The 26,865-nt window shown below is 62.9% G+C and carries 27 protein-coding genes; 7 read left to right on the top strand and 20 right to left on the bottom strand.

All coding sequences use genetic code 11. The features are described from left to right. Positions 1-48 precede the first annotated feature (48 nt). From ptsP to ilvA, 4 genes are all read right to left on the bottom strand, one after another. The gene (gene ptsP, locus J5X93_RS01445) at positions 49-2,328 is read right to left on the bottom strand and encodes a phosphoenolpyruvate--protein phosphotransferase (RefSeq protein ID WP_070571747.1); all 2,280 of its coding nucleotides are present in this window, start codon (positions 2,326-2,328) and stop codon (positions 49-51) included. A 22-nt stretch (positions 2,329-2,350) separates the two neighbouring features. Continuing rightward, positions 2,351-2,830 (bottom strand): RNA pyrophosphohydrolase, encoded by a 480-nt coding sequence (locus J5X93_RS01440; protein WP_029614755.1) that lies wholly within the window; start codon positions 2,828-2,830, stop codon positions 2,351-2,353. A 281-nt stretch (positions 2,831-3,111) separates the two neighbouring features. Continuing rightward, complete coding sequence (locus J5X93_RS01435; RefSeq protein WP_043211463.1) at positions 3,112-3,537, bottom strand: DUF2269 family protein; 426 nt, start codon at positions 3,535-3,537, stop codon at positions 3,112-3,114. Between the two features lie 38 nt (positions 3,538-3,575). Continuing rightward, positions 3,576-5,090: a threonine ammonia-lyase, biosynthetic gene (gene ilvA, locus J5X93_RS01430; protein WP_090343422.1), complete on the bottom strand. Its 1,515-nt coding sequence runs from the start codon at positions 5,088-5,090 to the stop codon at positions 3,576-3,578. 141 nt (positions 5,091-5,231) lie between these two features. Here ilvA and rpiA point away from each other — a divergent pair, with 141 nt between their 5' ends. After that, on the top strand, positions 5,232-5,906 hold the full coding sequence (gene rpiA, locus J5X93_RS01425; protein ID WP_043211467.1) for a ribose-5-phosphate isomerase RpiA: 675 nt from the start codon (positions 5,232-5,234) through the stop codon (positions 5,904-5,906). 103 nt (positions 5,907-6,009) lie between these two features. On the opposite strand, the gene J5X93_RS01420 is transcribed toward rpiA, so the two are convergent. The 4 genes from J5X93_RS01420 to J5X93_RS01405 form a co-directional block, all read right to left on the bottom strand. After that, a complete protein-coding gene (locus J5X93_RS01420; RefSeq protein ID WP_043211469.1) occupies positions 6,010-6,915 on the bottom strand; it encodes an SdiA-regulated domain-containing protein in 906 nt (301 codons plus the stop codon). A 65-nt stretch (positions 6,916-6,980) separates the two neighbouring features. Beyond that, positions 6,981-7,904 (bottom strand): SdiA-regulated domain-containing protein, encoded by a 924-nt coding sequence (locus tag J5X93_RS01415; protein ID WP_250034299.1) that lies wholly within the window; start codon positions 7,902-7,904, stop codon positions 6,981-6,983. Positions 7,905-8,049: 145 nt separating this feature from the next. After that, positions 8,050-8,715: a fumarylacetoacetate hydrolase family protein gene (locus J5X93_RS01410; protein ID WP_102081413.1), complete on the bottom strand. Its 666-nt coding sequence runs from the start codon at positions 8,713-8,715 to the stop codon at positions 8,050-8,052. Positions 8,716-8,741: 26 nt separating this feature from the next. Further along, on the bottom strand, positions 8,742-10,139 hold the full coding sequence (locus J5X93_RS01405; RefSeq protein ID WP_090343430.1) for a D-2-hydroxyglutarate dehydrogenase: 1,398 nt from the start codon (positions 10,137-10,139) through the stop codon (positions 8,742-8,744). 170 nt (positions 10,140-10,309) lie between these two features. On the opposite strand from J5X93_RS01405, the gene serA reads away from it, so the two are divergent. Next, positions 10,310-11,539, top strand: a complete 1,230-nt coding sequence (gene serA / locus J5X93_RS01400; RefSeq protein WP_043211478.1) for a phosphoglycerate dehydrogenase — start codon at positions 10,310-10,312, stop codon at positions 11,537-11,539. 168 nt (positions 11,540-11,707) lie between these two features. On the opposite strand, the gene J5X93_RS01395 is transcribed toward serA, so the two are convergent. Next, complete coding sequence (locus tag J5X93_RS01395) at positions 11,708-12,184, bottom strand: DUF4399 domain-containing protein (RefSeq protein ID WP_043211481.1); 477 nt, start codon at positions 12,182-12,184, stop codon at positions 11,708-11,710. Between the two features lie 227 nt (positions 12,185-12,411). Between J5X93_RS01395 and J5X93_RS01390 the strand changes: the two genes are divergently transcribed. After that, positions 12,412-12,891 carry a transporter substrate-binding domain-containing protein gene (locus J5X93_RS01390; protein ID WP_043211568.1) on the top strand — a complete coding sequence of 160 codons (480 nt, stop codon included), beginning with the start codon at positions 12,412-12,414 and terminating at the stop codon, positions 12,889-12,891. Positions 12,892-12,945: 54 nt separating this feature from the next. Here J5X93_RS01390 and J5X93_RS01385 read toward each other — a convergent pair whose 3' ends face one another. Together J5X93_RS01385 and J5X93_RS01380 are read right to left on the bottom strand one after the other, a co-directional pair. Continuing rightward, on the bottom strand, positions 12,946-13,449 hold the full coding sequence (locus J5X93_RS01385) for a 2-thiouracil desulfurase family protein (protein ID WP_090343433.1): 504 nt from the start codon (positions 13,447-13,449) through the stop codon (positions 12,946-12,948). Further along, positions 13,436-14,059 carry a 2OG-Fe(II) oxygenase gene (locus J5X93_RS01380; protein WP_090343435.1) on the bottom strand — a complete coding sequence of 208 codons (624 nt, stop codon included), beginning with the start codon at positions 14,057-14,059 and terminating at the stop codon, positions 13,436-13,438. Before J5X93_RS01380 ends, J5X93_RS01385 begins: the two co-directional genes overlap by 14 nt. Positions 14,060-14,180: 121 nt before the next feature. Here J5X93_RS01380 and J5X93_RS01375 point away from each other — a divergent pair, with 121 nt between their 5' ends. Next, a complete protein-coding gene (locus J5X93_RS01375; RefSeq protein WP_090343438.1) occupies positions 14,181-14,933 on the top strand; it encodes a DUF2059 domain-containing protein in 753 nt (250 codons plus the stop codon). Here J5X93_RS01375 and bipL read toward each other — a convergent pair whose 3' ends face one another. Further along, positions 14,934-15,863, bottom strand: a complete 930-nt coding sequence (bipL, locus tag J5X93_RS01370; protein ID WP_090343441.1) for a phospholipase BipL — start codon at positions 15,861-15,863, stop codon at positions 14,934-14,936. 133 nt (positions 15,864-15,996) lie between these two features. Here bipL and J5X93_RS01365 point away from each other — a divergent pair, with 133 nt between their 5' ends. Then, complete coding sequence (locus J5X93_RS01365; protein ID WP_043211490.1) at positions 15,997-16,560, top strand: DUF6436 domain-containing protein; 564 nt, start codon at positions 15,997-15,999, stop codon at positions 16,558-16,560. Here the strand turns inward: J5X93_RS01365 and J5X93_RS01360 are convergent. After that, entirely contained in the window at positions 16,539-17,105 is a 567-nt protein-coding gene (locus J5X93_RS01360; RefSeq protein WP_043211492.1) for a sugar O-acetyltransferase, read from the bottom strand. The two genes, J5X93_RS01365 and J5X93_RS01360, sit on opposite strands and share 22 nt — an antisense overlap. Before the next feature lie 87 nt (positions 17,106-17,192). Between J5X93_RS01360 and J5X93_RS01355 the strand changes: the two genes are divergently transcribed. Next, entirely contained in the window at positions 17,193-19,556 is a 2,364-nt protein-coding gene (locus J5X93_RS01355) for a penicillin acylase family protein (protein WP_250034297.1), read from the top strand. A 41-nt stretch (positions 19,557-19,597) separates the two neighbouring features. Then, positions 19,598-20,416: an alpha/beta fold hydrolase gene (locus tag J5X93_RS01350; RefSeq protein ID WP_102081408.1), complete on the top strand. Its 819-nt coding sequence runs from the start codon at positions 19,598-19,600 to the stop codon at positions 20,414-20,416. 342 nt (positions 20,417-20,758) lie between these two features. On the opposite strand, the gene J5X93_RS01345 is transcribed toward J5X93_RS01350, so the two are convergent. The 7 genes from J5X93_RS01345 to J5X93_RS01315 form a co-directional block, all read right to left on the bottom strand. After that, positions 20,759-21,544, bottom strand: a complete 786-nt coding sequence (locus J5X93_RS01345) for a MetQ/NlpA family ABC transporter substrate-binding protein (RefSeq protein ID WP_043211500.1) — start codon at positions 21,542-21,544, stop codon at positions 20,759-20,761. A gap of 195 nt (positions 21,545-21,739) precedes the next feature. Beyond that, complete coding sequence (locus J5X93_RS01340; RefSeq protein WP_250034294.1) at positions 21,740-22,675, bottom strand: sigma 54-interacting transcriptional regulator; 936 nt, start codon at positions 22,673-22,675, stop codon at positions 21,740-21,742. 63 nt (positions 22,676-22,738) lie between these two features. Then, positions 22,739-23,320 carry an alpha/beta hydrolase gene (locus J5X93_RS01335; protein WP_070571765.1) on the bottom strand — a complete coding sequence of 194 codons (582 nt, stop codon included), beginning with the start codon at positions 23,318-23,320 and terminating at the stop codon, positions 22,739-22,741. A gap of 231 nt (positions 23,321-23,551) precedes the next feature. Next, positions 23,552-23,953, bottom strand: a complete 402-nt coding sequence (locus J5X93_RS01330; RefSeq protein ID WP_043211507.1) for an ExbD/TolR family protein — start codon at positions 23,951-23,953, stop codon at positions 23,552-23,554. A gap of 1 nt (position 23,954) precedes the next feature. After that, complete coding sequence (locus J5X93_RS01325; protein ID WP_043211508.1) at positions 23,955-24,677, bottom strand: MotA/TolQ/ExbB proton channel family protein; 723 nt, start codon at positions 24,675-24,677, stop codon at positions 23,955-23,957. Between the two features lie 35 nt (positions 24,678-24,712). Next, on the bottom strand, positions 24,713-25,507 hold the full coding sequence (locus J5X93_RS01320; protein ID WP_102081406.1) for an energy transducer TonB: 795 nt from the start codon (positions 25,505-25,507) through the stop codon (positions 24,713-24,715). 368 nt (positions 25,508-25,875) lie between these two features. Next, positions 25,876-26,865: a sulfate/molybdate ABC transporter ATP-binding protein gene (locus J5X93_RS01315; RefSeq protein WP_070571769.1), complete on the bottom strand. Its 990-nt coding sequence runs from the start codon at positions 26,863-26,865 to the stop codon at positions 25,876-25,878.

Genomic DNA, 26,865 nt, shown 5'->3' with positions numbered 1-26,865 from the left:
TGTATCGGCCTCTTCGCGGGTTTACCCACGAAGAGGCCAGGAGTGATGTCAGAGGGTCTTGTTGGCCCCAGGCCCGATCATCCGCGCCAGCCCCAGGTTCTTCAGGGCCAACTGCAGCGAACTGTGGATAACCTGCGGGTTGTCATGGCTCATGGCATCGACCAGCAGTTCCTTGGCCTTGCTCATGTTGATCTGACGCAGCATCCACTTCACCTTTGGCAGGTTGGTGGCGTTCATCGACAGGCTATCGAAGCCCATCGCCATCAGCAGCACGGCGGCAGCTGGATCGCCGGCCATCTCACCGCAAATGCTCACCGGTTTGCCTTCTTCATGGGCGACGCTGACCACGGTCTGCAAGGCCTGAAGCACCGCTGGATGCAAGTAGTCGTAGAGGTCGGCGACGCGCGGGTTGTTGCGATCGACCGCCAACAGGTACTGGGTAAGGTCGTTGGAACCGACCGACAGGAAGTCCACCTGACGCGCAAGCTCGCGGGTCTGGTACACCGCGGCAGGAATTTCGACCATCACCCCGACCGGCGGCATCGGCACATCGGTGCCTTCGTCCCGCACCTCGCCCCAGGCGCGGTGGATCAGGTGCAGCGCCTCTTCCAGCTCATGGATGCCGGAGATCATCGGCAGCAGAATGCGTAGATTGTTCAGGCCCTCGCTGGCCTTGAGCATGGCGCGGGTCTGCACCAGGAAGATTTCTGGGTGGTCGAGGGTCACACGGATGCCACGCCAGCCCAGGAAGGGGTTTTCTTCCTTGATCGGGAAGTACGAAAGCGCTTTGTCGCCGCCGATATCGAGGCTGCGCATGGTCACAGGCAGCGGATGGAACGCCTGCAGTTGCTCACGGTAGATCGTCAGCTGTTCCTTCTCGCTGGGGAAACGCTGGTTGATCATGAAAGGCACTTCGGTGCGGTACAGGCCCACGCCTTCGGCACCACGCTGCTGGGCACGGGCGACATCGGCCAGCAGCCCCGTGTTGACCCACAACGGCATGCGGTGGCCATCCGGGGTCACGCACGGCAGCTCACGCAGGGCATCCAGCCCCTGGGCCAGCTGGCGCTCCTCCTCGACCACGTCGCTGTACTGCTTGCGCAGCACCTCGCCCGGGTTGGTGAACACCTCACCCTTGTAGCCGTCGACGATCATTTCGATGCCGTCGACCTTCGAGTACGGCAGGTCGACCAGGCCCATGACCGTCGGGATACCCATGGCCCGAGCCAGGATCGCCACGTGGGAGTTGCCCGAGCCGAGTACCGAGACCAGGCCGACCAGCTTGCCCTCCGGTACCTCGCCGAGCATCGCCGGGGTCAGTTCCTCGCTCACCAGGATGGTGTTGTCCGGGTAGACCAGCGTCTGCGAGCGCGCCTCCTGGAGATAGGCCAGCAGGCGCCGGCCCAGGTCCTTGACGTCCGATGCCCGCTCACGCAGGTAATCGTCGTCCATCAACTCGAAGCGGCTGACGTGCTCGCCCACCACCTGGCGCAGGGCGCCCTGGGCCCATTGGCCTGTCTTGATGACCTGCGCCACCTCGCCGCCCAAAGCCGCGTCCTCGAGCATCATCAGGTAGACGTCGAACAGCGCGCGCTCTTCCGGGCGCAACTGGGTGGCGAGCTTGGCCGACAGCTTGCGCATGTCGGCGCGCACACCTTCCAGAGCGGTGTTGAACAGCTTGAGTTCGGTGTCGATGTCCTCGACGGTCTTGTCCGGGACCACTTCCAGATCGGCCGGCGGCAGCATCACCACGGCCTTGCCGACGGCAGCGCCCGGCGAGCCAGGCACACCGACGAAGCGCGCCTCCTGGATGCCCTTGCCCTGGCGGCCCAGGCCCCGGATGGAGCCGGTGGCCTCGGCATGGGCGATAACGCCTGCGAGCTGGGCGCTCATGGTGACCAGGAAGGCTTCTTCGCCTTCGTCGAACTGGCGGCGCTCCTTTTGCTGGATGACCAACACCCCGACCACACGACGGTGGTGGATGATCGGTGCACCGAGGAAGGAGGCGAAGCGCTCCTCGCCGGTTTCGGCGAAGTAGCGATAACGGGGGTGAGCGGCGGCGTCTTCGAGGTTCAGCGGCTCTTCCCGGGTACCGACCAGGCCGACCAGGCCTTCGTTGGGGGCCATGCTGACCTTGCCGATGGAGCGTTTGTTCAAGCCCTCGGTGGCCATGAGCACGAAACGGTTGGTATCCGGATCGAGCAGGTAGACCGAGCAGACCTGGCTGCCCATGGCTTCCTTGACGCGCAAGACAATGATCCCCAACGCCGTCTTGAGATCTTTGGCGGAGTTCACTTCCTGGACGATCTTGCGCAGCGTATTGAGCATGGCTCGGGGTCGGACTCCGTCGTCAGTCGCGCGTCAACAGGCGCGGGGCTAGCTCTTTCAAGGCGCGGCGATAGACCTCACGCTTGAATGTCACCACCTGGCCCAAGGGATACCAGTAGCTGACCCAACGCCAGCCGTCGAATTCCGGCTTGCCGGTCAGGTCCATGCGTACCCGCTGCTCATTGCTCACAAGGCGCAGCAGGAACCACTTCTGTTTCTGGCCAATGCACAGGGGCTGGCTGTGGGTGCGCACCAGGCGCTGGGGTAAACGATAACGCAACCAGCCACGGGTGCAGGCAAGAATTTCCACATCCTCGCGTTCCAGGCCTACTTCTTCGTTCAGCTCGCGGTACAGGGCGTCTTCCGGCGTCTCGTCAGGGTTGATGCCACCCTGGGGGAATTGCCAGGCATCCTGGTTGATCCGTCGAGCCCATAGCACCTGCCCGGCATCATTCGTAAGAATGATCCCGACATTGGGGCGAAAACCATCCGGGTCGATCACGGCAGCAACCTCGCAAACGCATGTCAACGCATTGTTCCACAAAGCTCACGAGCGCAGCAACGCGCCCGCCAAGCTTATGTGAGGCGAGGTGAAAACTCTGTGTTCCATGGGGTCTTGCCGGGGCCCGGCTCATGAACGTCGCCGAGGGTCTGTAACGATATACCGCGGTTTCATGAAGGGTTGGTGACGGAGCATCGCAGCTGCGCCAGCGCCTACCTTTCAAAGCGGATCCAGGTGGAAGCTGGCCACCTACGATGGGGCGTGGAACGACCCCTTGGGGCTCAGATCGGCTTGGCGCCCATCAGTCCGGCGATGGAGAGCAAGCACACGCCACTGATCAACGCCAACGCCAGGGTGAAGCGCAACCCCGTGGGTTCAGCCTTGCGCAGCCGGTTGAGACGGACCAACAACCACCAGGCAGTGAACGCGCCAACGCTGTAGATGACGCTGGAGGCCAGTAACCACGTCTGCCCCAGGGGCCAGCCGATCAGGTGCACCAGCCACCAACCGGTGAACGGCATGCTCACCAAGCAAACGCCCATCAACAACCAGACAAACACCAGAGGCCGGCGCAGCAGCTTGCCGTAGGCCTCGGCATCGCCACGACGGCGGGCAGCGACGGTCCAGATCGCCAGGCCCAGCGCGCCCAGTAGCAACAACACGGTGGCACCGATGTGCAGGGCCTTGAGGGTGGTCAGGTATTCCATATTTTCACGTCCTTGAGCGATAGGGCAAGCTTAGTCGTTTAGCCCAGGAACAGCTTGTAAGCCGGGTTATCGGTCTCGTCCCAGTAGGGGTAGCCGATCTTGGCCAGTGCCGCCGGTACCAGGTGGCGTTCGTCGTCCGGTACCTGCAGGCCTGCGACCACTCGGCCATCGGCTGCGCCGTGATTGCGGTAGTGGAACATGGAGATGTTCCAGCGACCGCCGAGTTTATTGAGGAAATTGAACAGCGCCCCTGGGCGCTCGGGGAACTCGAAGCGCAGCACCATCTCGTCGCTGGCCCCTGCCGAGTGCCCGCCGACCATGTGGCGGATATGCAGCTTGGCCAGTTCGTTGTCGGTCAGGTCGGTGACAGGGAAGCCTTGCTCGGTCAGTTGCTGGACCAGCATCGCCCGCGGATCGGTTTCAGGGTGAGTCTGCACGCCAACGAAGATGTGCGCTTCCTTGTCGGCGTGGTAACGGTAGTTGAACTCGGTGATCTGGCGCTTGCCGATCGCCTCGCAGAACGCCTTGAAGCTGCCCGGTCGCTCCGGAATGGTCACAGCGATGATCGCCTCGCGCTTTTCGCCCAGTTCGGCGCGCTCGGCCACATGGCGCAGGCGGTCGAAATTGACGTTGGCACCCGAGTCGATCGCCACCAGGGTCTGGCCGGATACGCCATACAGCTCGACGTATTTCTTGATGCCCGCCACGCCCAAGGCGCCTGCAGGTTCGGTGATCGAGCGGGTATCGTCGTAGATATCCTTGATGGCAGCGCAAATCTCGTCGGTGCTGACCGTCACCACCTCGTCCACATACTGTCGGCAGATGTCGAAGGTATGCTGGCCGATCTGCGCCACCGCCACGCCGTCGGCGAACAGGCCGACCTGCGGCAGCACCACGCGCTCGCCTGCAGCCATCGCGGCCTGCAGGCAGTTGGAATCGTCCGGCTCGACGCCGATCACCTTGATCTCGGGACGCAGGTACTTCACATAGGCGGCGATGCCGGCGATCAGGCCACCGCCGCCGACGGGCACGAAGATCGCGTCCAGGCGCCCCGGGTGCTGGCGCAGGATTTCCATGGCCACGGTGCCTTGACCGGCAATGGTGTGGGGGTCGTCATAGGGGTGAATGTAGACGAAGCCCTTCTCGTCGACCAGCTTGAGCGAATAGGCCAGCGCCTCGGGGAAGGAGTCGCCGTGCAGCACCACCTTGCCGCCGCGCGAGCGCACGCCTTCGACCTTGATCTCCGGGGTGGTCTTAGGCATCACGATGGTTGCCTTGATACCCAATTCGCGCGCCGCCAGTGCCACACCTTGGGCATGGTTGCCGGCCGAGGCGGTGACCACGCCGCGGGCCAGTTCTTCTGGGCTCAGCTGCGCCAGTTTGTTGTACGCCCCACGGATCTTGAAGGAGAACACCGGCTGCAGATCCTCGCGCTTGAGCAGGACCTGGTTGCCCAGCCGCTTGCTCAACTGGCCAGCGCTCTGCAGCGGGGTTTCGACAGCGACGTCGTAGACGCGCGAGGTGAGGATCTTCTTGACGTACTGTTCGAGCATCGGGAAAGCATCACTGGCCGCGGGACAAGGCCTGGGAGTCTACCGCAGCGCTACGTCGGGCGACCACAGCGAAACCGAGGTTTTGCCGGCACTTGCGTCTATAATACCGGGCTTTGAAATCCCGCCCCTCTCGGAGCCCGCATGACCCAGGACCAACTCAAACAGGCCGTCGCCCAGGCTGCCGTCGACTTCATTCTGCCCAAGCTGGATGAGAAAAGCGTCGTCGGCGTCGGCACCGGTTCGACCGCCAACTTCTTCATCGATGCCCTGGCCAAGCACAAGACCGCCTTCGACGGCGCTGTCGCCAGCTCCGAAGCCACCGCCGAGCGCCTGAAGTCCCATGGCATCCCGGTGTACGAACTCAACAGTGTCAGCGAACTGGAGTTCTATGTGGACGGTGCCGACGAGAGCGATGCGCACCTGAACCTGATCAAGGGCGGCGGTGCGGCCCTGACCCGGGAGAAGATCGTCGCGGCGGTGGCCAAGACCTTCATCTGCATTGCCGACGCCAGCAAGCTGGTGCCCGTGCTGGGCGCCTTCCCGCTGCCGGTCGAGGTGATCCCCATGGCCCGCAGCCACGTGGCTCGCCAGTTGGTCAAGCTCGGCGGCGACCCGGTGTATCGCGAAGGCGTAGTGACCGACAACGGCAACGTCATTCTTGACGTGCACAACCTGCAAATCACCGACCCGGTCGGCCTGGAGTCGCAGATCAACGCCATCGTCGGCGTAGTCACCAACGGCCTGTTCGCGGCGCGTCCGGCGGACCTGCTGCTGCTCGGCACCGCCGAAGGCGTCAAGACGCTCAAGGCCGAGTAACCCTTCTGGGGCTGCATTGCAGCCCGTTGAAGACTTCGCCAGTTTCCACCGGTATCCGGTGGGAGTTGGCGACTTCGAGCTCAGACCTGCTCGCGACCCGCGTTCAATCTGTCGATTGCCTGAAGACGTAGAACAGGTTCGGCTCACTGACCAGATAGATGGTCCCCTCCTCGTCCATGGCCAGGCCCTCGGCCTGCGGCACACTGCGCTTGAGCCCCTGAAAGCCTTTGTTCAACGAAAGCGTGCTCAGCGGCCGGCCCTCCACATCCAGTTCCACCACCAACCGAGACTCATCCGACAGCGCCAGCAAATGCCCCGTGCGCTCGTCGAACTGCAGGCTCGACAGGTCACGCACGAACAACCGCGAATCGCGCTTGCGGTCCTGCACCACATGCACCGCATAGGGTTTTCCGGGTTTTCCGTGGGGGAAGCCGTGAATCTCGTAGATCATCATCGGGTCGCGCTCCTTGGCCACGAACAGGCGCTTGCCTGCCGAGTCGTAGGCTAGGCCTTCGAAGCCCTTGTTGCCATTACGGCCAATGGCCAAGGTGAGCTGCTCGGCATCGTTGGCGTCGAGAAACAGTGTGTCGTCGTCCAGATGCACGCGGATCAGCCGCTGCTCACGCTCGTCGGTGATCACATAACTGTTGGTTCCCACGTATTCCACCGCCTCGGGATCGCCGAAGCCGGTCAGGGGGACGCGGCGCAGGATGCGTCCTTCCAGCGACAGTTCGATGAGTTCGGAGCGTTTGTTGGTGACGGTAAAGAGGGTCTTGCGGTCGGGGTCGAAGGTCAGCGCCGAGATATCGTCATCCAGCCCTGCGATAGGCTGGGCTTCGAGCGTCACACGGTAACGATCAAGGCCTATGCCCTGCTCGGCAGGCTGCCACCAAGCCTGAAGATTGAACCAGCCACGCTCGAACAGACGAAACTCATGGGCGGCCAATCCACCCGCCAGCAGCGCAAGGCACGGCACCAGAACAAGGAACAGGCGTGAACGACGACACATGAAGATAGATCCGATAAGAAAGGCCGGAATCTAATCATGGTCGACTGAAATAAAACTTAATGCCGTCAGTTCTTTCTGAATCGATAGAAAAGGTCTGGCTCACTCACCATGTACAGGTTGCCCTGGTCATCCGTCGCCACGCCCTCGGCGCGCGGAATGGTGTGCTTCAAGCCGTTGAAACCGCCGAGCAACGTCATGAAGCTGACCTGTTTGCCCTTTTCGTCCAGTTCCAGCAGCAAGTTGGAATCAGCCGACAAGACCAGCAAATGGCCCGTGCGGGGATCGATCCACAAGGCGGAGAGATTGCGCACATCGAGCTGGTCGCTGGGCACAACCTGCTTTTCGCCTTTGAGCGGGCTTTTGCCATCGGTGCTCCAGGCATACAGTTTGGGCGGACGCTCTTCACCCAACAGCAGACGCTGGCGGACAGGGTCCCAGGCGATGGCCTCGAAACCCTTGTTGCTGTTGGCTGACTTGCCCAGGTCGTGGTGCGGATGGTCCGCGTAGGTCAAGCTGGAGGTGCTGGCATCCACGCTCACCAGGGTCATGTCATGCTTGCGCTCGTCGACGATCGCGATCTGGCCATCGACCAACACCGCGACCCCTTCGGGGTTGTCCCAGCCCACCAGCGGGATCTTGCGCAGCACATCACCCTCGAGGCTCAGCTCGACCAGGAAAGGGTTGTTCCCCATTACCGCGAACAGGGTCCGGGTAAACGGGTTGAACGCCAGGTCCGATGGCTCATCGTCCGACATGCCCGGCAATACCTTGGCATCGATGTCCGCCACGTAGTCCGGCAGCCAGACGCTTTCACCGCGCTCGACCTTGTTCTCGAAGCGCTCCTTGACCCACAGCACGGCGCGATCGTCCCAATGCATGATCACCGCCAGGACATAGCCCAACACTGCGACTACCCCTACCCATACCTGCCAACGACGGAAAATACCGCGCTTGCGAACTGGGCGTGGAGCACTGGAGGTAAATGCCATAGAAGAGCGCTTCCTGGTATCGCCGAGTTCTCCCTAACGTCGGCTAATGAAATATCCGGGGCATTATCCGGATGATTTGTGAAAAAAACGGCAAATATCGCGTTGAATACGATGACAGCCCGATAAGACTGTCATCGTCAGCGGGTCACAACACGCGGCTTTCGAAGCGGCTCGCGCCGGGAAGCTCCAACACCAACTCATCGCCCACCCTCAAGGGGCCGACGCCAACGGGTGTACCGGTGAGGATGACATCACCCGGGAGCAGGGAGAAGTGAGCGGCAATATGCTGGATGACCGGCACGATGGGGTTGAGCATCATCGCGCTGTTGCCGTCCTGGCGGACTTCGCCGTTGATCGACAGGCGAATGCCGATATCGGTCAGGTCCTCGAAGGTGTCGGCGACCACGAACGGCGGCAGGACGCAGGCACCGTCGAAGCTCTTGGCCAGTTCCCAAGGCAGGCCCTTCTCCTTGAGCTTGGCCTGCACGTCGCGCAGGGTCAGATCCAAGGCCGGGGCAAAGCCGGAAATGGCATCGCGCACTTCTTCTTCGCTGGGGTGGGTCGACAGCGGCTTGCCGACCAGCACGGCAATCTCCGCTTCATAATGCACGGCCCCCCGCTCGGTCGGGATCTTGAAACCACCCTCCAAGGGCACCACACAACTGCCGGGCTTTATGAACAGCAGAGGCTCGCTGGGGATTGGGTTGTCCAGCTCCTTGGCATGTTCGGCGTAGTTACGGCCTATGCAGACCACCTTGCCCAGGGGAAAGTGGATGCGCGTGCCGTCTAGGTACTGGTGCTGGTAACTCATGGCCGACTCCTCTGGATACTGCGTATTTATTCAGGAGCGAAGATCTTACCCGGATTCATGATGCCGTTCGGGTCGAACACCCCCTTTATTGCCTTCATGCAGGCAATTTCCTCAGGTGACCGGCTGTAGCCCAGGTAGTCGCGCTTGGTCATGCCCACGCCATGCTCGGCGGAGATCGAGCCGTTGTAACGCTGGACGATCTCGAACACCCATTTGTTGACCTTGGCGCAGGTGGCGAAAAACGCGTCCTTGGCCATGTCATCGGGCTTGAGGATGTTCAGGTGCAGGTTGCCGTCGCCGATATGGCCGTACCAGACCACTTCGAAGTCCGGATAGTGCTGACCGACGATGGCATCGATGTCCCGCAGGAACGCCGGCACCTTCGAAACCGTGACGGAAATGTCGTTCTTGTAGGGTGTCCAGTGGGAAATGGTTTCGGAGATGTACTCGCGCAGTTTCCATAGGTTCTTGAGTTGGGTCTCGCTCTGGCTCATCACGCCATCGAGTACCCAGCCCTGCTCGACGCAATGCTCGAAGGTGGCCAGGGCTTCGTTGGCCACATCTTCGGTGCTGGCTTCGAACTCCAGCAGGGCATAGAACGGGCAATCGGTCTCGAACGGCGGCGGCACGTCGCCACGCCCCATGACCTTGGCCAAGGCCTTGTCGGAGAAGAATTCGAACGCGGTGAGGTCGAGCCGGCCCTGGAAGGCATGCAGCACTGGCATGATCGAGTCGAAGTCCGGCGTACCCAACACCATGGCGGTCAAGTTGCGCGGCGCACGGTCCAGACGCAGCGTGGCCTCGACCACGAAGCCCAGGGTGCCTTCGGCGCCAATGAACAGCTGACGCAGGTCGTAGCCGGTGGCGTTCTTGATCAAGCCCTTGTTCAACTCGAGCAGCTCACCCTTGCCGGTCACCACCTTCAGACCCGCCACCCAGTTCCGGGTCATGCCATAGCGAATGACCTTGATACCGCCGGCATTGGTGCCGATGTTGCCACCGATCTGACTGGAGCCCGACGAGGCGAAATCCACCGGGTAATAAAGGCCGTTGTCCTCGGCGAACTGCTGCAACTGGCGAGTGATCACGCCCGGTTGGCACACCACGGTGCGGTCGAAGGCGTTGAAGTCGAGGATCCGGTTCATGTAGTCGAAGGCCACCACCACCTCGCCGTTGGCGGCCACCGCGGCGGCAGAGAGGCCGGTGCGCCCGCCCGAGGGCACCAACGCAACTTGATGTCGATTGGCCCAGGCGACAATGGCCTGCACCTGCTCGATGGACCGAGGGAAGACGATCGCCGAGGGCGCCGGTGGATAGTGCTTGGTCCAGTCCTTGCCGTAGGCCTCCAGCGAAGCCGGGTCGGTAAGAACCTTGCTCGGGTCGACCAGGGTCATCAGTTCATCAAGTACCGCGGTGTTGGTCATCGGCTGAACTCTCGAACTATTCATAGTCACCCTGAGCACTCTTCACCTGTCGGGATAAGCTCAGATTCTGTCGCGTATGCTAGCATAGCGCTCCCGCCGTTCGTGCTAAGGCCGACGCCGCGCCGCTTTACCCCCCTGCCATTTTTTCTCCGGGATACAGGTTTACGCAGATGAGCAAGACTTCTCTCGACAAGAGCAAGATCAAGTTCCTTCTTCTTGAAGGTGTGCACCAGAATGCGGTCGATACCCTCAAGGCTGCCGGGTACACCAATATCGAGTACCTCACTGGTTCCTTGCCGGAAGCAGAGCTGAAGGAAAAGATCGCTGATGCCCACTTCATCGGCATTCGCTCTCGCACCCAGCTGACCGAAGAGATCTTCGACTGCGCGAAGAAACTGGTCGCTGTCGGCTGCTTCTGCATCGGTACCAACCAGGTCGACCTGAACGCAGCCCGCGAGCGCGGTATCGCCGTGTTCAACGCGCCGTTCTCCAACACCCGCTCCGTTGCCGAGCTGGTGCTGGCCGAAGCCATCCTGCTGCTGCGTGGCATCCCCGAGAAGAACGCTTCCTGCCACCGTGGCGGCTGGATCAAGAGCGCGGCCAATTCCTTCGAGATCCGTGGCAAGAAACTGGGCATCGTCGGCTACGGCTCGATCGGCACCCAATTGTCGGTCCTGGCCGAAAGCCTGGGCATGCAGGTCTACTTCTACGATCCGCTGACCAAGCTGCCGCTGGGCAACGCCACCCAGGTGACCAGCCTGCATGAGCTGCTGGGCCTGGCCGACATCGTCTCGCTGCACGTGCCTGAGCTGCCATCCACCCAGTGGATGATCGGCGAGAAGGAAATCCGTGCGATGAAGAAGGGCTCGATCCTGATCAACGCCGCCCGTGGCACCGTGGTCGAGCTCGACCACCTGGCCGCCGCGATCAAGGATCAGCACCTGATCGGCGCCGCCATCGACGTCTTCCCGGTCGAGCCTCGCTCCAACGACGAGCAGTTCGAAAGCCCGCTGCGCGGCCTGGACAACGTGATCCTGACCCCACACATCGGTGGTTCCACCGCCGAAGCCCAGGCCAACATCGGCCTGGAAGTGGCCGAAAAGCTGGTCAAGTACAGCGACAACGGTACGTCCGTATCGTCGGTCAACTTCCCGGAAGTTGCCCTCCCGGCGCACCCAGGCAAGCACCGCCTGCTGCACATCCACCAGAACATCCCCGGCGTACTCAGCGAGATCAACAAGGTCTTCGCCGAAAACGGGATCAACATCTCCGGCCAGTTCCTGCAGACCGACGAGAAAGTGGGTTACGTGGTCATCGACGTGGATGCCGAATACTCGGACCTGGCGCAGGAAAAACTCCAGCAGGTCAAGGGTACTATCCGCTCTCGCGTGCTGTTCTAAGTTACTGCGCTGCATAAAAAAGGAGGCCCGGGTGGCCTCCTTTTTTTTGCCTGTGTATCGACGGTGTCTGTTTCGCGGGTAAATCGGAGCGCCGAACCGCCGCTCCCACAGGTCATGTATCGCTCTCAAGCATCTCGCTGTGCCAGAGGGCCGCGAAAGAGTCGGGATTTACTTCACCTGCACGGTGATCTTCTGCGACTCGACGCTTGGCTTGAACGGCACATGGAACCGGTCCCCCAGGACCAGTTGCAGGGTGTGCTTGCCTGGCGTCAGGGTGATGGTGGCTTCGGTCTGCGCCTTGCCGAAGTGCAACACTTGCGGGCCGGCCGGCAGTGGTGCGTTGTTCTCCGGCATCAAGGTGGTCGGCAGCGGCTGGTCAGCCGCAGGCTCTTTGTCGACATCAACCAGCAGGTGATGGTGACCCGTGTGCGGGGTCGCATCGCCCGCAGGCTTGAGCCCCATGCCCTCGATGCCGAACTTGACCGTGAAGGTCTTGTCGACGGTCGCTCCGTCAGCGGGGGAAACGATGAAGACCTTGGCGCCCTCGGGCGGCTCCTGACTCTTCAGCGCGTCCGCGGCGCCCGCGAACACCGACACCCCCATCAACAAGCCGGCAACGGCAGCACGCGAAAATAGGCTGTTCATTCACATCTCCTGTGTTTCACTTTCATTGACTACTGTCCATTAACGAACCGCAGCGATAAATCACCATAGTTCAATTGGGCGCCAAGGTCTTGCCGGACAGGATCAGAAAAAATGATCGCCGCTCAAAACATTGCAGCGCAGCTAAGGTCATAGCCTGCATTCGACCGTAACAAGTCAGAAAGTCGCGGCGAAACATATTCAACTGCCAAAAGAAAATGGGGGCATTCATGCGTTTGAGCACTGGCGTACTTCTGGCACTTTTGATCAGCCCATTGGCCCAGGCCGAGCTGATAGACGACGTCAACGACCGGGGCGAGCTGCGCATTGCCGTGCAATCCGATACCCCACCCTACGCCTACAAGGAAAACGAACACCTGACTGGCTTTGAAATCGAGCTGGGCCAGGCCATCGCCAAGGAACTGGATGTGCGTGCGCAATTCGTCGAGGCCCCTGCGGATCAGTTGCTGCCTGGCGTTCAGAGCGGCAAGTTCGACATCGCCCTCGATCAGCTCGATGCCAAACAGACACTCGATGGGCAATTGGATATCAGCCAGCCCTATGGCGCCGACGCACGGGTGATTCCATTCCAGAAGGACAACCCGGCGTTCGAAAGCGCAGTGAACAATGCCCTGCAGCGCATCAAGGACGACGGCCGTCTGACGGCATTGGAACAGAAGTGGCTCAAGAACCAGGCAGCGAGCCAGTGATGGCCTGCCAAACGCTGCAGGGGGCATCGACCTTTATCGTCTGGCGAATCCTTGCTAATGGCCCATACCTTCCAGCGCTCGCTGTGCGTCTTCGAGCTCCAGCTCGCTGAACACCAGCACGCCTTCGCGGCGCAACAGCGCTGTGGTCACCCCTTCCCCCGGGACCTTCACGCCGCTGAAGGTCCCATCGTAGGTCAACCGGTTGCCACATGAAGGGCTGCCTGCCTTGAGCACCGCCACACGGATGCTATGTTCACGCACCAGCGCCAGGGCCTGCCGGGCGCCAGCAAGAAAGGCTTCGCTGACATCCAACCCGGTCACCGTCACTACCTGGGCCTGCCCGTCCAGCACCGCCGCCCCCTGCCCCCCCGGAATTTCCGCTGGGGGGCGGGGTGTCGGCAGGCCGCCCGCCACTTCTGGACATAGCGGCACCACGCGGCCTTCGGCCTGCCAGCGCTGAAGAAGATCCGGGTGCCCGCTGTCGCGCCCGTCGTAGCGCACCGGCTGCCCCAGCAGACAGGCGCTGACCAGGACCCTGGGCAAATCAGAACGGTTCATTGCCACGACGGCGGAACCAGCCGGTCAGAGACAGGCGATCACGCCTGGCCGGCAAGACTTCATGGGGGATATCGCCAGACAGGAACACCACCAGGCTGCCCGCCTCCGGCTGCACATCCAGCTGCGCGTCCTCGGCGAGGAACATGCGCAACTGGCCACCGTCCTGGGGTTGCCAATTCTCGTTGAGGTAGAGGATGGCCGAGACCGCGCGTCGGTCGTCGTCGCGGAAACGGTCCACATGACGGCGATAGAAGGCGCCTGGTGGATACAAGGCGAAATGACACTCGAAGTCCTCAAGGCCCAGGTACAAGCCCTGGTTCAGCGCCTGGCGCAGGCTGTCCATGGCCGTCAGGTAACGGTCACAGGCCTCGGACTCACCCGGCTCCAGCCATTGGATGCGGTCGCCACGGATCGCTTCGCGCACCTCTTGTCCGGTGCCGCGCCCCACGCCGGCCGGGCTCAATTCGCCCTCGGCGGCACGGTGTCGGCACTCGGCCGCCAAGGCGCTGATCAATGCTTCGGGCAGGAAAAAAGGCTGGCGGGACCAACCACGGTTGGCCAGGTCGTCGACGATGGTAGAAAGCATCGGATATTCAAGAGAGATGGGCATGGCGCATAGTATCGACTCGCCGTGAAAACCGACAGCGCCACTTGGCCGCCAACCGTCATCGGCGTCTCGACAAAGCCACGCCGCCCCAAGGACAATAGCGGCCTGCCGACAGGAGTCCTGAATGCGCCGTTTGTTTTCCCTGCTGCTGATGATGATCTGCACCATGCCTGTCTGGGCAGACAGTCTCGATCAGCTGTACAAGGTCGCCGGCTGGCCCGACCAGCGCGCCCACTTCACCGATGCCGTGAGCGCTGCCCAGCAGCGCTACAAGAACAGCCTGCCGCCTGCGGTCTACCAGGCGCTGGTCAACAACAGCAACCAGCGTTTCCAGGCCCAGGCCATGGACCGCCGGGCCCAGGCGCAATTGCGCGCCAACCTGCCCAACCCTGCGCCTGCGCTGGCCTTCTTCCAGTCGCCGCTTGGGCGCAAGGTCGTGGCCGCCGAACTGCTGGCTACGCGCAAGGACCAACTGGCCAAGAATGCCAAGGGCCTGCCGAAGATCCAGGCCAGCGACAACCGTATGCTGATCATCGGCCACCTGGCCCAGGCCCTGCCTGCCCGGGAAGCCGGTGCCGAGGTGAGCCTGGCAATCGCCGGCGTCGCGGCCGACAGCCTCAGCTCCATGATCCCCGGCCTGTTCGGGGCAGGTCAGGCCAGCAGCCTGCTCGATGGCCAGCGCCAGCGCCTGATGCAGCAGATCGGCGAGGATTTGAACAACACCCTGTTGTACGTCTACCGCGACCTGTCCGACGCCGAGCTCGAGGAATTCGCCACCTTCGCCGAATCCGCCGAGGGCAAGGCCTACTACAAGGCAGCCCTGGAAGCGGTGCGCGCCGGTCTGGCGGTGGGGCGGAGCGCCGCAGACCTGCAGTGATCAGCCAAGGCGCTGATCGATGAAGGCGAAGTAGCGCTGGCGAATGGCCGGCAACTCGTTGGCCAGATGATGACGCGCCTCGGGCAGCATGAGGATCTGCGGCTCGGCGAACTTGGCCTTGAGCACCTTGAGGTTGTAGGGCCAATCCACCGTGGCGTCGGCTTCCCCCTGCACGATCACCGGTCGCCGCACGCTGCGCGGCGCGGCCTCGATACGCTTGACCCAGGCCACCAGGGCCCCGACCCAGGCCGTCGGCAACCGCCGCGGTTGCAGTGGGTCGGCCTCCAGGAACGGCAGGAACGCCGGATCGTTGCTGTTCTCGCTGAAGCGCCGCTCGATGCCGTTGACGAAGTGGCGCAGCACGCAATAGCTGAGTTTCGACCAATACCACGAGCGTGGCCGCACCAAAGGCGCCAGCAGGATCACTTGGCCATCGGCCGGGCTCTGCTCGCCGTGGTGCAGCACGTGATCCACCACGATCGCCCCGCCAGTGCTCTGCCCGCACAGATGCCATGGGCGTGGCAAGTCGAGCAGACGGGCCTGTTCGAACAAAGCATCGAGCATCTGCTGGTAGACGGCGAAATCAGTGATGCTGGCCCGTTCGCCACTCGACAGCCCATGGCCTGGGAGGTCGCAACTGATGACCGCGAACCCCTGACCCAACGCCCATTCGATCACATGGCAGTACAGCCCCATGTGGTCGTAGTAGCCGTGCAGCAGAAACAGCGTCGCCACAGGCCGCTGCGGCAACCACACCTGCCCCACCAACTCGAAGCCCGCCGCCTTGAAGCCGCCCAGCCAGCTTTGGCGCACCGGCAGGTCCAGGCCATAGAAACGCTGGTAGTCCAGGCCTTGGGACGACAGAGGGTGGCGGGCCGCCAAGGGCGCAAGGCTGGCGCGCAGGAGGTCGGGGTGAAAGGTGGCGGGCATCGGGCGGATCCACAGCGAAGCGAGTATTGACCTGTGATATTCAGCTCTGGGCGTCATCGTGGCAAGCTAGACCCTTTGCCAGAACAGACCGCTCCCACAGGGTTCTCGCTGCCCCAAATCCTGCGGACACACCATGCCCACCCGAAAATCCCTGCTCACCGCCTTCGCATTGCTGCTCTGCGCTGCCGTCCTCTGGTGGGCGTACGCCAGTTTCCAGGCGCGTTACCTGCGCACGTTCGACGACCAGACAACTCTGTTCGAGGGCAGCCAGTTGCAGTTGCCTGCCGAGCTGGCCGGCCCAGGCCCGATCCGGGTGGTGCATTTCTGGGACCCGGCCTGCCCCTGCAACGTCGGCAACCAGCAGCACCTGGGCGAGCTGATCGAACATTTCGCACCTCAAGGCGTGCGCTTTCATGTGGTGCAAAAGCCCGGTAGCCAAGGCCAGTTGCCTGACAACCTGGCGGCGCTCCAACCCTTGGCCGCGCTGCCCGGCAGCGAGCACCTGCCAGCGTCTCCCGCCGTGGCCATCTGGGACCGCGAAGGCCGCCTGGCCTATTTCGGCCCTTATAGCGAGGGCGCCGTGTGCAATGCCAGCAACAGCTTCATCGAGCCGGTCCTCAAGGCGCTGGTCGAAGGCCGCAAGATCAACGCGTCCAACACCCTGGCCCAGGGCTGCTACTGCCCTTGGGCCGGCTGACGCACCCGCGCGGGGTTGCCCACCACGATCGCCCCGGCCGGCACGTCGCGGGTGACCACGCTGCCGGCGCCCACCACGGCGTTGTCGCCGATACTCACGCCCGGCAGGATGATCGCCCCGCCACCGATCCACACGTTGTTGCCAATGCGCACCGGCCGGCCGCTCTCCAACCCGCTGCGGCGCACCTCGGGGTCCAGCGGATGGTCAGCGGTGTAGATCTGCACCGCAGGGCCGATCTGGCAGTCCTCGCCGATATGGACCGGCAACACATCGAGAATCACGCAATTGAAATTCATGAAGGTGTTGGCACCCACGCTGATGTTGTAGCCGTAGTCGCAATAAAATGGCGGACGAATCACTGCGCCTGGGCCGGCATGGCCGAAGTGCTCGACCAACAGCGCGTGGCGGGCGTCGTTGAGCAGCTCGACACTGCTGTTGTAGCGGTGCATCCAGTGCTTGTTGGCGATCTGCTCGGCTTGCAGTTCAGGGCAGCCGGCATGGTAAAGCTGGCCAGTCAGCATTTTCTGTTTTTCGCTGAGGGACATGGAGACTCCTTCCAGGGGACTATGCTCAGTTCGCGAATCCGTCGATGATCGGACCACACTTTTCGCTCGAATGCACAAGGAGTCTTGATGAAGCGCAGCCTGACCCTGCTGGCAGTGGCGATTGCCGCTGCCGTAGGCGCCGGTTACTGGTACGTGCAAGGCAAGCAGCCACAGCGCGGGGGCCAGGCAAGTGTTGCCGGCCTCGAGGCGCCGGTCAGCGTACGCTACGACGCTCGCGGCGTCCCTCATCTGCAGGCGCAGAACGAGTCTGACCTGTACCGTGCCCTGGGCTATGTGCATGCCCAGGACCGGTTGTTCCAGATGGAAATCCTGCGGCGCCTGGCCCGTGGAGAGCTGGCCGAAGTGCTGGGCGCCGACCTGATCCCCACCGACACCCTGTTTCGCAGCCTGCGTATCCGCGAACAGGCCACACGCATGGCCCAGCGCCAGGACCAGCAATCGCCGGCCTGGCAGGCGCTACAGGCCTACCTGGACGGGGTCAACCAATGGCAGGCCAGCCACCCCAAGCCCATGGAGTTCGACCTGCTGGGCATCAACCCACGCCCCTTCACCGCCGAGGACACGCTCAGCATCGCCGGTTACTTGGCGTACAGTTTTGCCGCTGCCTTTCGCACCGAGCCTGCGCTGACCTATATCCGCGATCAGCTCGGCCCTCAGTACCTGGAAATCTTCGATCTCGACTGGCAACCGGACGGCGCCCTAGCCGCGCCCCTAGCTGCTGCGGACTGGCGCAGCCTGGAGCAGTTGGCACGCTTGAGTCACGAGGCCTTGGGCGAGGCCGGCATCCCCCAGTTCGAAGGCAGCAATGCCTGGGCCGTCTCTGGCACCCGCACGCGCAGCGGCCGCCCATTGCTGGCCGGCGATCCGCACATTGGCTTTGCCGTCCCGGCAGTGTGGTACGAGGCCGAACTGTCGGCACCGGGGTTCAACCTGTATGGCTACTTCCAGGCGCTCAATCCCTTCGCCCTGCTCGGTCACAACCTGGACTTCGGCTGGAGCCTGACCATGTTCCAGAACGACGACGTGGACCTGATCGCCGAGCAGGTCAACCCGAACGACCCCGATCAGGTCAGGGTCGATGGCAGGTGGCAGCCGCTGGAAAAAGTCGAGCAGCAGATCGCTGTCAAAGGCCAGGCCCCCGCGTCTATCACCCTACGTCGCTCGCCCCACGGCCCGATCGTCAACGATGTGATCGGCGCCACCGCCGGGCCTAGGCCGATTGCCATGTGGTGGGCATTCCTGGAAACCGACAACCCCTTGCTCGATGGCTTCTATCAGGTCAACCGCGCCGATACCCTGGGCAAGATGCGCGACGCGGCAGCGAAGATCCATGCCCCCGGCCTGAATCTTGTCTGGGCCAATGCCCGTGGCGACATCGGGTGGTGGGCAGCAGCGCAATTGCCGGTGCGCCCAGAGGGGGTCAATCCGTCGTTCATTCTCGATGGCAGCACGTCCCAGGCCGACAAACCCGGCTTCTACCCGTTCAGCGTGAACCCACAGCAAGAGAACCCTGCCAGCGGCTACATCGTCTCGGCCAACTTCCAGCCTCCGGCCGTCGTGCCGGTCCCTGGCTATTACAACCTGCCCGATCGTGGTCGCCAGCTCGACCGACACCTGGCCGTGCCAGGTATCCAGTGGGACACCCAAAACACCCAAGCTTTGCAGCTCGATACCGCCACCGACTACGGCCCACGCACCTTGGCACCGCTGCTGGGCACTTTGCGCGCCATCGCTCAGGGCGAGCAGGAGAAGGAACTGGTGGAACAATTGGCCGCCTGGCGGGGCGACTACCCGCTGGATTCGACCAGTGCCACCCTGTTCAACCAGTTCCTGTATGAACTGGCCTTCGCAGCCCTGCACGACGAACTGGGAGATACCTGGTTCCCGGTCCTGATCAACACCCGCGTCATCGATGCAGCCCTGCCGCGCCTGGCGGCCGATCCCGAGTCGCCTTGGTGGGCGCTACGCGGCGCCAGCGAACATACCGACCGCACCGCTATCGTCAAGCTGGCCTGGCAACGCAGCCTCGCTCACCTGCGCGAGACGTTCGGCAAGGACCCGGCCCGCTGGCAGTGGGGCAAAGCCCACACCCTGACCCACAACCACCCGCTGGGAGTGAAGAAGCCGCTGAACCTGCTGTTCAACGTTGGCCCCTTCGCCGCACCCGGTACCCATGAGGTGCCCAACAACCTCTCGGCGAAGATCGGTCCGGCACCCTGGGCAGTCAACTACGGCCCCTCAACCCGGCGCCTGATTGATTTCGCAGACCCCGGCGCGGCCCTGACCATCAACCCGGTAGGCCAGAGCGGTGTGCTGTTCGACCCGCACTATGGCGACCAAGCCGAGGATTACATCAATGGGCGATATCAACGGGCGCAGATGGGTGTGATTCCAGCGCAAAGCACCTTGCGACTGCTGCCGGTACAGTGACGGCCCGAGCCATGACCTTCAACCCGCTCCCGAGGATCCCGATGCACAAGCACTTCATTGAAATCGACGGCGCCCGCATGAGCTATGTCGACCAGGGCCAAGGTTTCCCCGTGCTGCTGGGCCACAGCTATTTGTGGTCGGCGGCCATGTGGCAGCCGCAGATCGAGGCACTGTCGAAACACTACCGGGTGATCGTGCCCGAGCTTTGGGGCCACGGCGACTCCGCAGCGCCACCGCCCACCACCACCGACATGAGCGTGTTGGCGCGCCAGCACCTGGCATTGCTCGATGCCCTGGATATCCCGAAATGCCATCTGGTCGGCCTGTCGGTCGGCGGCATGTGGGGCGCACAGCTGGCCATCGAGCACCCCCAGCGCATCGACCGCCTGGTGTTGATGGACACCTACCTGGGCGCCGAGCCGGACGCCACCCGCCTGAAATACTTTGGCCTGCTCGATGCCGCGAGCGCAGCGGGCGGGTTCAGCGATGCCTTGCTCGACATCGTCGTACCGATCTTCTTCCATGCCGGGGGCCAGACGGTACCTGAGATCCGTGAGCAGTTTCGCGCCCAGCTCAAGGCTAGCAGCGCCCAGGCGATCCGGGAAAGCCTCGAGCCGATGGGCCGAGTGATTTTCGGCCGGCCAGACCTGCTGGCGCGGCTGGGCGAATTGCCAGGCGAACGTACTATCGTGCTGTGTGGCGACCAGGACATTCCCCGGCCACCGGCAGAGTCCAACGAAATGGCCCGCTTGATCGGCTGCCTGGCGGCGCAGATTCCGTTCGCGGGGCACATCTCGAGTCTCGAGAGCCCGCAGGTGGTGAATGAGTTTCTGTTGAACTGGTTGCCGCGCAATAGCTGAAATCCCCGGGGCTGCCATGCAGCCCCACCCGCTCCCACAGGTACGGCGACATTCTTCGGCTTGGCGCTGTGCCCTTGGGAGCAAAGCCTGCGATCGGCCGCAACGCGTACCCTTCGTCGGCGGGCGCGGAAATTTCGTCCTGACCTGGGATCTTTCCTGTCGATGGCCTCTCAAAGGGCACTCAGACAGCCTTCAGGAATCCCCCAATGAACAGCGCCTGCCCACCCATTTCGAACGAGCAACTTCAATGGCTCCTGGCCTTGCGTCGGGCGCTGGCCAAATCGGGGGCATGAACGAAAACGCCGACGCAAATGCGTCGGCGTTTTCTTTCAGGCGTGAAGATCAGAACGCCGGCAGCACCGCACCGCTGTACTTCTTGGCGATGAATTCCTTCACCTGCGGGCTGGTCAGGGCTTTGGCCAGTTTCTGGATGGCCTCGCTGTCCTTGTTGTCCGGGCGGGCAACCAGGAAGTTCACGTACGGCGAGTCGCTGCCTTCGATTACCAGGGCGTCCTTGGCCGGGTTCAGACCGGCTTCCAGGGCGTAGTTGGTGTTGATCATGTCCAGGTCGACCTGATCGAGCACGCGCGGCAGCATGGCCGATTCCAGCTCGCGGAACTTCAGGTTTTTCGGGTTCTCGGCGATGTCCTTGGGCGTGGCCAGGGCGTTCTTCGGATCTTTCAGGGTGATCAGACCTGCCTTTTGCAGCAGGATCAGCGCACGGCCGCTGTTGCTGCCTTCGTTGGGGATGGCGACAGTGGCACCGTCCTTGAGCTCAGCCAGGCTCTTGACCTTCTTGGAGTAGCCACCGAACGGCTCGACGTGTACGCCGATCACGGTTTCCAGGTGAGTACCCTTGCCTTCGTTGAAGTTCTTCAGGTACGGCAGGGTCTGGAAGTAGTTGGCATCCAGACGCTTCTGGTCGACCTGCACGTTAGGCTGGACGTAGTCGGTGAAGACCTTGATCTGCAGGTCCACGCCTTCCTTGGCCAGAGTTGGCTTGATCAGTTCTAGGATTTCGGCGTGGGGTACGGGGGTAGCAGCCACGACCAGCTTCTCGGCGGCGTTGGCGAAACCGGCCAGCGACAGGGCAGCGGCCAGGGCAGTGGTCAGCAGAGTTTTTTTCATGGTGATCCTTGTTATCAAGCTGGAGCCATTGATGATGGCGAAGTCGGTGCCCACCCTTTGAATGGGGGCGTGAAGCGGACGATACCGGGAATTTTTATTCCGGAACAATATCTTTTGCTTAGCCGCTTATAACTAAAAAAAATTGCCATTACCGCATTCGCTTCTGACCAACGGTTACCCGCTCTAGCACAGGGTTTATCCCAGGCTCGCCAACGTCGAAGCCAGCAATTGGCGCACCGCCAATTTCGTTTGCGGCTCCTGGCTCTGGCCCAGTTGCGCAAGTTGGCGCGCCAGGCTGGCCAGCGGCGTGGTGTCGGGCAGGTCCAGGTGCTGCGGGAGGATTTCCCCGGCATCGCTCACCAACAGGGCAAAGTGGATGACGTTTTCCAGCTCGCGGGTATTGCCGGGCCAGGCATGGGCCTCAAGGGCCTGCTGGGCGGCTTCGCTGATCAGCGGCACCGGAACGCCCAGGCGTAGGCTGTAGATTCCGATGAAGTATTCGGCCAGCGGCAGGATATCCCCCACCCGCTCGCGTAGCGCCGGCAATTCCAGCTGGCCTTCGCGCAGGTAGAGGTAGAGTCGCTCGTTGAAGCGCCCGGCACGCACGGCCTGGGCCAAGTCGATACTGGACGCCGCCACCAAGCGGACATCCACCGGCTGCGGCCGCTGGGCGCCGACGCGGGTGACTTCGCGGTTCTCCAGCGCCGCCAGAAGCTTGCCCTGGATCGCCAGCGGCAGGTCGGCGATCTCGTCCAAGTACAGGGTGCCACCATTGGCCGAGCCGAACCAGCCCGCCCGGCCGCTGGCGGTTCCCCCTAGGGTGCCGGCGCTGTAGCCGAACAACTCGGCATCGGCGTAGGTCGGGCTAATCGCCGCGCAGCTCACCGAGACGAACAACCCACTGCGGTCACTGGCACGATGGACCTGTCGGGCCAGCAGTTCCTTGCCGGTACCGGTCTCGCCGCGGATTAGCACCGGCACCGGTTGCGGTGCCAGGTGCTCCAAGGCATCGCGCAGCTGTTGCGAACGAGGGTCGATGAACACCAGCGCCTTGGCGCGGATGCTCAATGGGCTTTTGTCTTGCTCGGGGAAGGTCAGCAAAGGCTGACCGAAAGTGTTGTGGATGGTCATGACGCGCTCCCGCCCGAGGCCGCCGCCGGCCGGGCGTCTTGGTGTACGTGAACGGTTCGCGGATCAGGCGCGGCGCAAGGCCCGCTGTTCGATACGGCCTTGCAGGCGATAGAGGTAGGCAAAACCTTGCTCCCAGCGCTCATGGCCGGACTTGACGTTGATATGCCCGGCATTGGCCAGCAGCCCCGCCTCGGCGCCCCAGGCCCGTGCCAGGTGCAATGCACGCGGCACACTGACGGCCGGGTCGTTGTCCGAACTGACCACCTGACTCGGGAATGGCAGCGGCTGCAGCGGGATCGGTGCGAAATTGCGCAGCGCGGGCGAGCAGGTGGGACGCTCAACATCCGCCGGAGCCACCAGCAATGCGCCGCGCACTTGGCGCAGCAAGGCCGGGCGGGCCTGGGCGGCCCAATGAGCGACGGTGATGCAGCCCAGACTATGGGCGATCAGGATCACCGGCGAGCGTTCGGCGGCGATTGCCTGCTCCAGCGCCTGGACCCAGTCGCGCCGCTGAGGCGTGAGCCAGTCGCGCTGCTCGACCCGGACGCTGTTGGGCAGACTACGCTGCCAGTGACTTTGCCAATGGTTGTCTGGCGATCCTTGCCAGCCCGGCACAATCAGGTAACGGATCGACTCATTGCGCATGGGGACGCCTCCTGGAAGTTTGCGTGCTTGGGACCAGTATTGAGGAGACGGTTATATCAGTAAAGGAATAAGGCGCTATTTATTAATAGCTTTAAGTTTTAAGCGACACGCTTCAGTCGCTAACTCGTGCCCTCTTGCCGCACGAAGCTCAAAACGTACAGCCCAAAAAAAAGGGCCATCCCCTGCCAAGGAAAATGGCCCTGAAGCACTTGCCTGAAGAGGGTTTGCCGGTCAGCGTGCGGTGATCACCGCCAACTTGCTGATCCCGGCGCGTTCGATGGCAGCCATGGCCCGCGCCACTTCGCCGTAATTGACGCCATCGTCGGCCTGCAACTGGACGCGCAGCTCGGCGTCCTTGGCCTTGGCGTCCTTGAGGTTGGTTTCCAGCAGATCGGGCTGGATCTCGTCCTTGTTGATGAACAGCTTGCCGCTGCCATCGATGCTCACCACCAGCGGGTCCTTCTGCTCGACCGGGGCCACGGCCTCGGTCTTGGGCAGGTTGATGGGGATGGCGTTGGTCAGCAGCGGTGCGGTGACGATGAACACCACCAACAGCACCAGCATGACGTCCACCAAGGGCGTGACGTTGATTTCACTGAGGACTTCATCGCTGTCCTGGGTCGAGAAGGCCATATCAGGAAGCCTCCTTCACCGGTTGGGTGAATCCGGTCTGGGCCTTGTGCACTGCAGGGTGCACGAGTACGCGGAAGGCACTCTTCTGCGCCAGGCTGTAGAAGTCATGGGCGAAATCGTCGAGGTCGGCGGCGGTCAGCTTGAGGCGACGCAGGAAGTAGTTGTAGACCAGCACCGCAGGCACTGCGACGGCGATACCGACCCCGGTGGCCACCAACGCCGCGCCGATCGGCCCGGCCACGGTTTCAAGGCTCGCCGAGCCTGCCGCGCTGATGCCTTTGAGCGCTTCCATGATGCCCCACACAGTGCCGAACAGGCCGATGAAAGGCGAGGTGCTGCCGATGCTGGCGACCACTGCCAGGCCCGTTTCCAGGGAGCGGCGTTCACGCACGATCTGCTGACGCAGCGCGCGCTCCAGACGGTCCTGATGATTGATGGCATGGCTCAGGTCATTGGCCTGGCCTGGCTCCCCGACGGCAATCGCCGCGTAGCCTGCCTGGGCCACCCGGGCGGCGGGGCCGGGCAGATCGTGGCTGGGCTGGGCTGCCGCATCGAGGCTCGAGGCCGCCCAGAACTGCTCATGGAAGCGCCGATCCTGGTGCTTCAGGCGCACGAACTGCACGACCTTGACCAAGGCCAACGCCCAAGTGGCCACGGAAAAACCAACCAGCAGCCAGATGACGGCGCTTTCAACGGATTCGAGTGGGGATGCCAACAGGCTCATGATGAAGTCTTCCTTTGTACGTCGATGGGCGCGAATTAACGAAGCTTGAAATCGATCGGCACGCTGACCCAGCCAACCTGGGCCACCTCGCCCTGCTTGGCCGGCACGAAGCTCCAGCGCTTCACTGCGGCGAGGGCCGCGTCATCCAGCACCTGGCGACCGCTGCTCTTCTGGATCTGGATCTGCCCAGGCTTGCCGCTGGCGAGCACCTCGACACGTAGCAGCACCGACCCCTCCCAGCCCCGGCGATGGGCCATTTGTGGGTACTGCGGCGCGGGGTTCTTCAAATAGGCAGCGCTGGCCGAAGGTGGCGTAACCGGCGCCGGTGCCGGCGGAGCCACCGGCGCGGGGGCCGCCACCGGTGGAGCGGGCGGCGCCTCGACGGGCTTGGGCTGCGGCTTGGCCACTGGTTTGGGCGCAGGTATCGGCTTGGGCTTGGGTATCGGTTTTGGCGCAGGCTTGGCCGCCAGCTCGTCCACCACAGGGGGTGGCGGCTCGACCACGGGCGGCGCTGGAGCCGGTGGAGGGGGCTCGACCACAGGTGGTGCGGGCGCGGCGAACTCGATGGTCATCGGCGGAATCTGTGGTGGAACCACGGGCAATACTGGAGTCGGCGCCTGGCTGATCCAGTAGGCCGCAGCGCCATGCAGGGCCAACACCAGCAGCCCTAGTGCCAGCGTGTCGCGACGCTTGAGGCCACTGACAGGCGTGCGTTGCAGGCGCAGTTGGCCCAATGGCAGGCGAAGCGTGCGTCCAAGCTCGACCAGGTCGCCCGATGCCGGACGCCATGGCTGGTCGTAGGCCCTGACGGCCGACTGGACATTACCCATCGATAGAACTCCCTGGGGGCGTGATTCATGGCTGAATCATCGGGCGCGAAGGCTTATCCCAGAAAGTAATATTTAAAATTAAAAATAGATCTTTTTTGAATATAGAGAAGCTACGGTTGCGCCCAGGCCGCGTCGTTCAAGGGCTGCAGCAGTGCACCGAAAAAACGATGCCTGCCCGGCATATGAAATATAGCGACAAGGCATGGCCCTGGCGCACAGGTGGGGTTGCACACCCTCCGTAGGAGCGGGTTCGCCCGCGACTACGCCCGCCTCTTCACCACGCATCCGCGGGCAAAACCCGCTCCCACAGATTCCTGCAGTCCAAAAAAACCCGGGACGATGCCCGGGTTATCGGTGTGCACGATGGATCAGATGTCCGTTACCTTCTGCCAGACCTTCGGCCGGAAGAACAACGTCTCCCCCCGCGCCAGCCCCGACAGGCTGTCGTGGTCCTTGACCACTTCCGCCTCGATCAACTCGCTCTGTCCTGGCACCTTCAAGGTGACACGCGTGGTCGCCCCCAATGGGCGGATGTCGCGCACTTCGGCGGCCTGGTGGCCTTCGGTCTCATGGCGCGACAGCGACACTTCGTGCGGACGGAACAGCACATGCTGGCCCTCGCTCAGACTCAGGCGGTTGGAGTCGCCCAGGAAGTGATAGACGAAGTCGTTGGCAGGGTGTTCATACACCTCGCCCGGCGAACCGATCTGCTCGATCACACCCTTGTTCATCACCACGATGCGGTCTGCCACTTCCATGGCTTCTTCCTGGTCGTGGGTGACGAATACCGAGGTCAGGTTGATGTCCTCGTGCAGGCGCGCCAACCAACGGCGCAGCTCCTTGCGTACCTTGGCGTCCAGCGCACCGAAGGGCTCATCGAGCAGCAGCACCTTGGGCTCCACCGCCAGGGCACGGGCCAGGGCGATACGCTGGCGCTGACCGCCGGACAGCTGCTCAGGGTAGCGGTCGGACAACCAGTCCAGTTGCACCATGTTCAGCAGCTCGTGCACTTTCTCGGCGATCTTGCTCTCGCTCGGGCGTTCACCCTTGGGCTTCATGCGCAGGCCAAAAGCGACGTTGTCGAACACGCTCATGTGGCGGAACAAAGCGTAGTGCTGGAACACGAAACCGACGTTGCGATCACGCACGTCATGGCCGGACACGTCCTCGCCATGGAACACGATATTGCCCTGGTCGGGCGTTTCCAGGCCGGCGATGATGCGCAGCAGGGTGGTCTTGCCGCAGCCGGACGGGCCCAGCAGGGCCACCAGCTCGCCGCTGTTGATATCCAGGTTGATGTTGTCCAGGGCCTGGAAGGCGTTGAAGCGCTTGCTGACGTTACGAACTTCGATCGACAT

Origin of the sequence: Pseudomonas sp. BYT-1, assembly GCF_023611805.1 — a bacterium.
GTDB lineage: Bacteria > Pseudomonadota > Gammaproteobacteria > Pseudomonadales > Pseudomonadaceae > Aquipseudomonas > Aquipseudomonas guariconensis.
The sequence above is the reverse complement of the archived record's forward strand: the minus strand, read 5'-3'. Positions and strand labels throughout refer to the sequence as shown.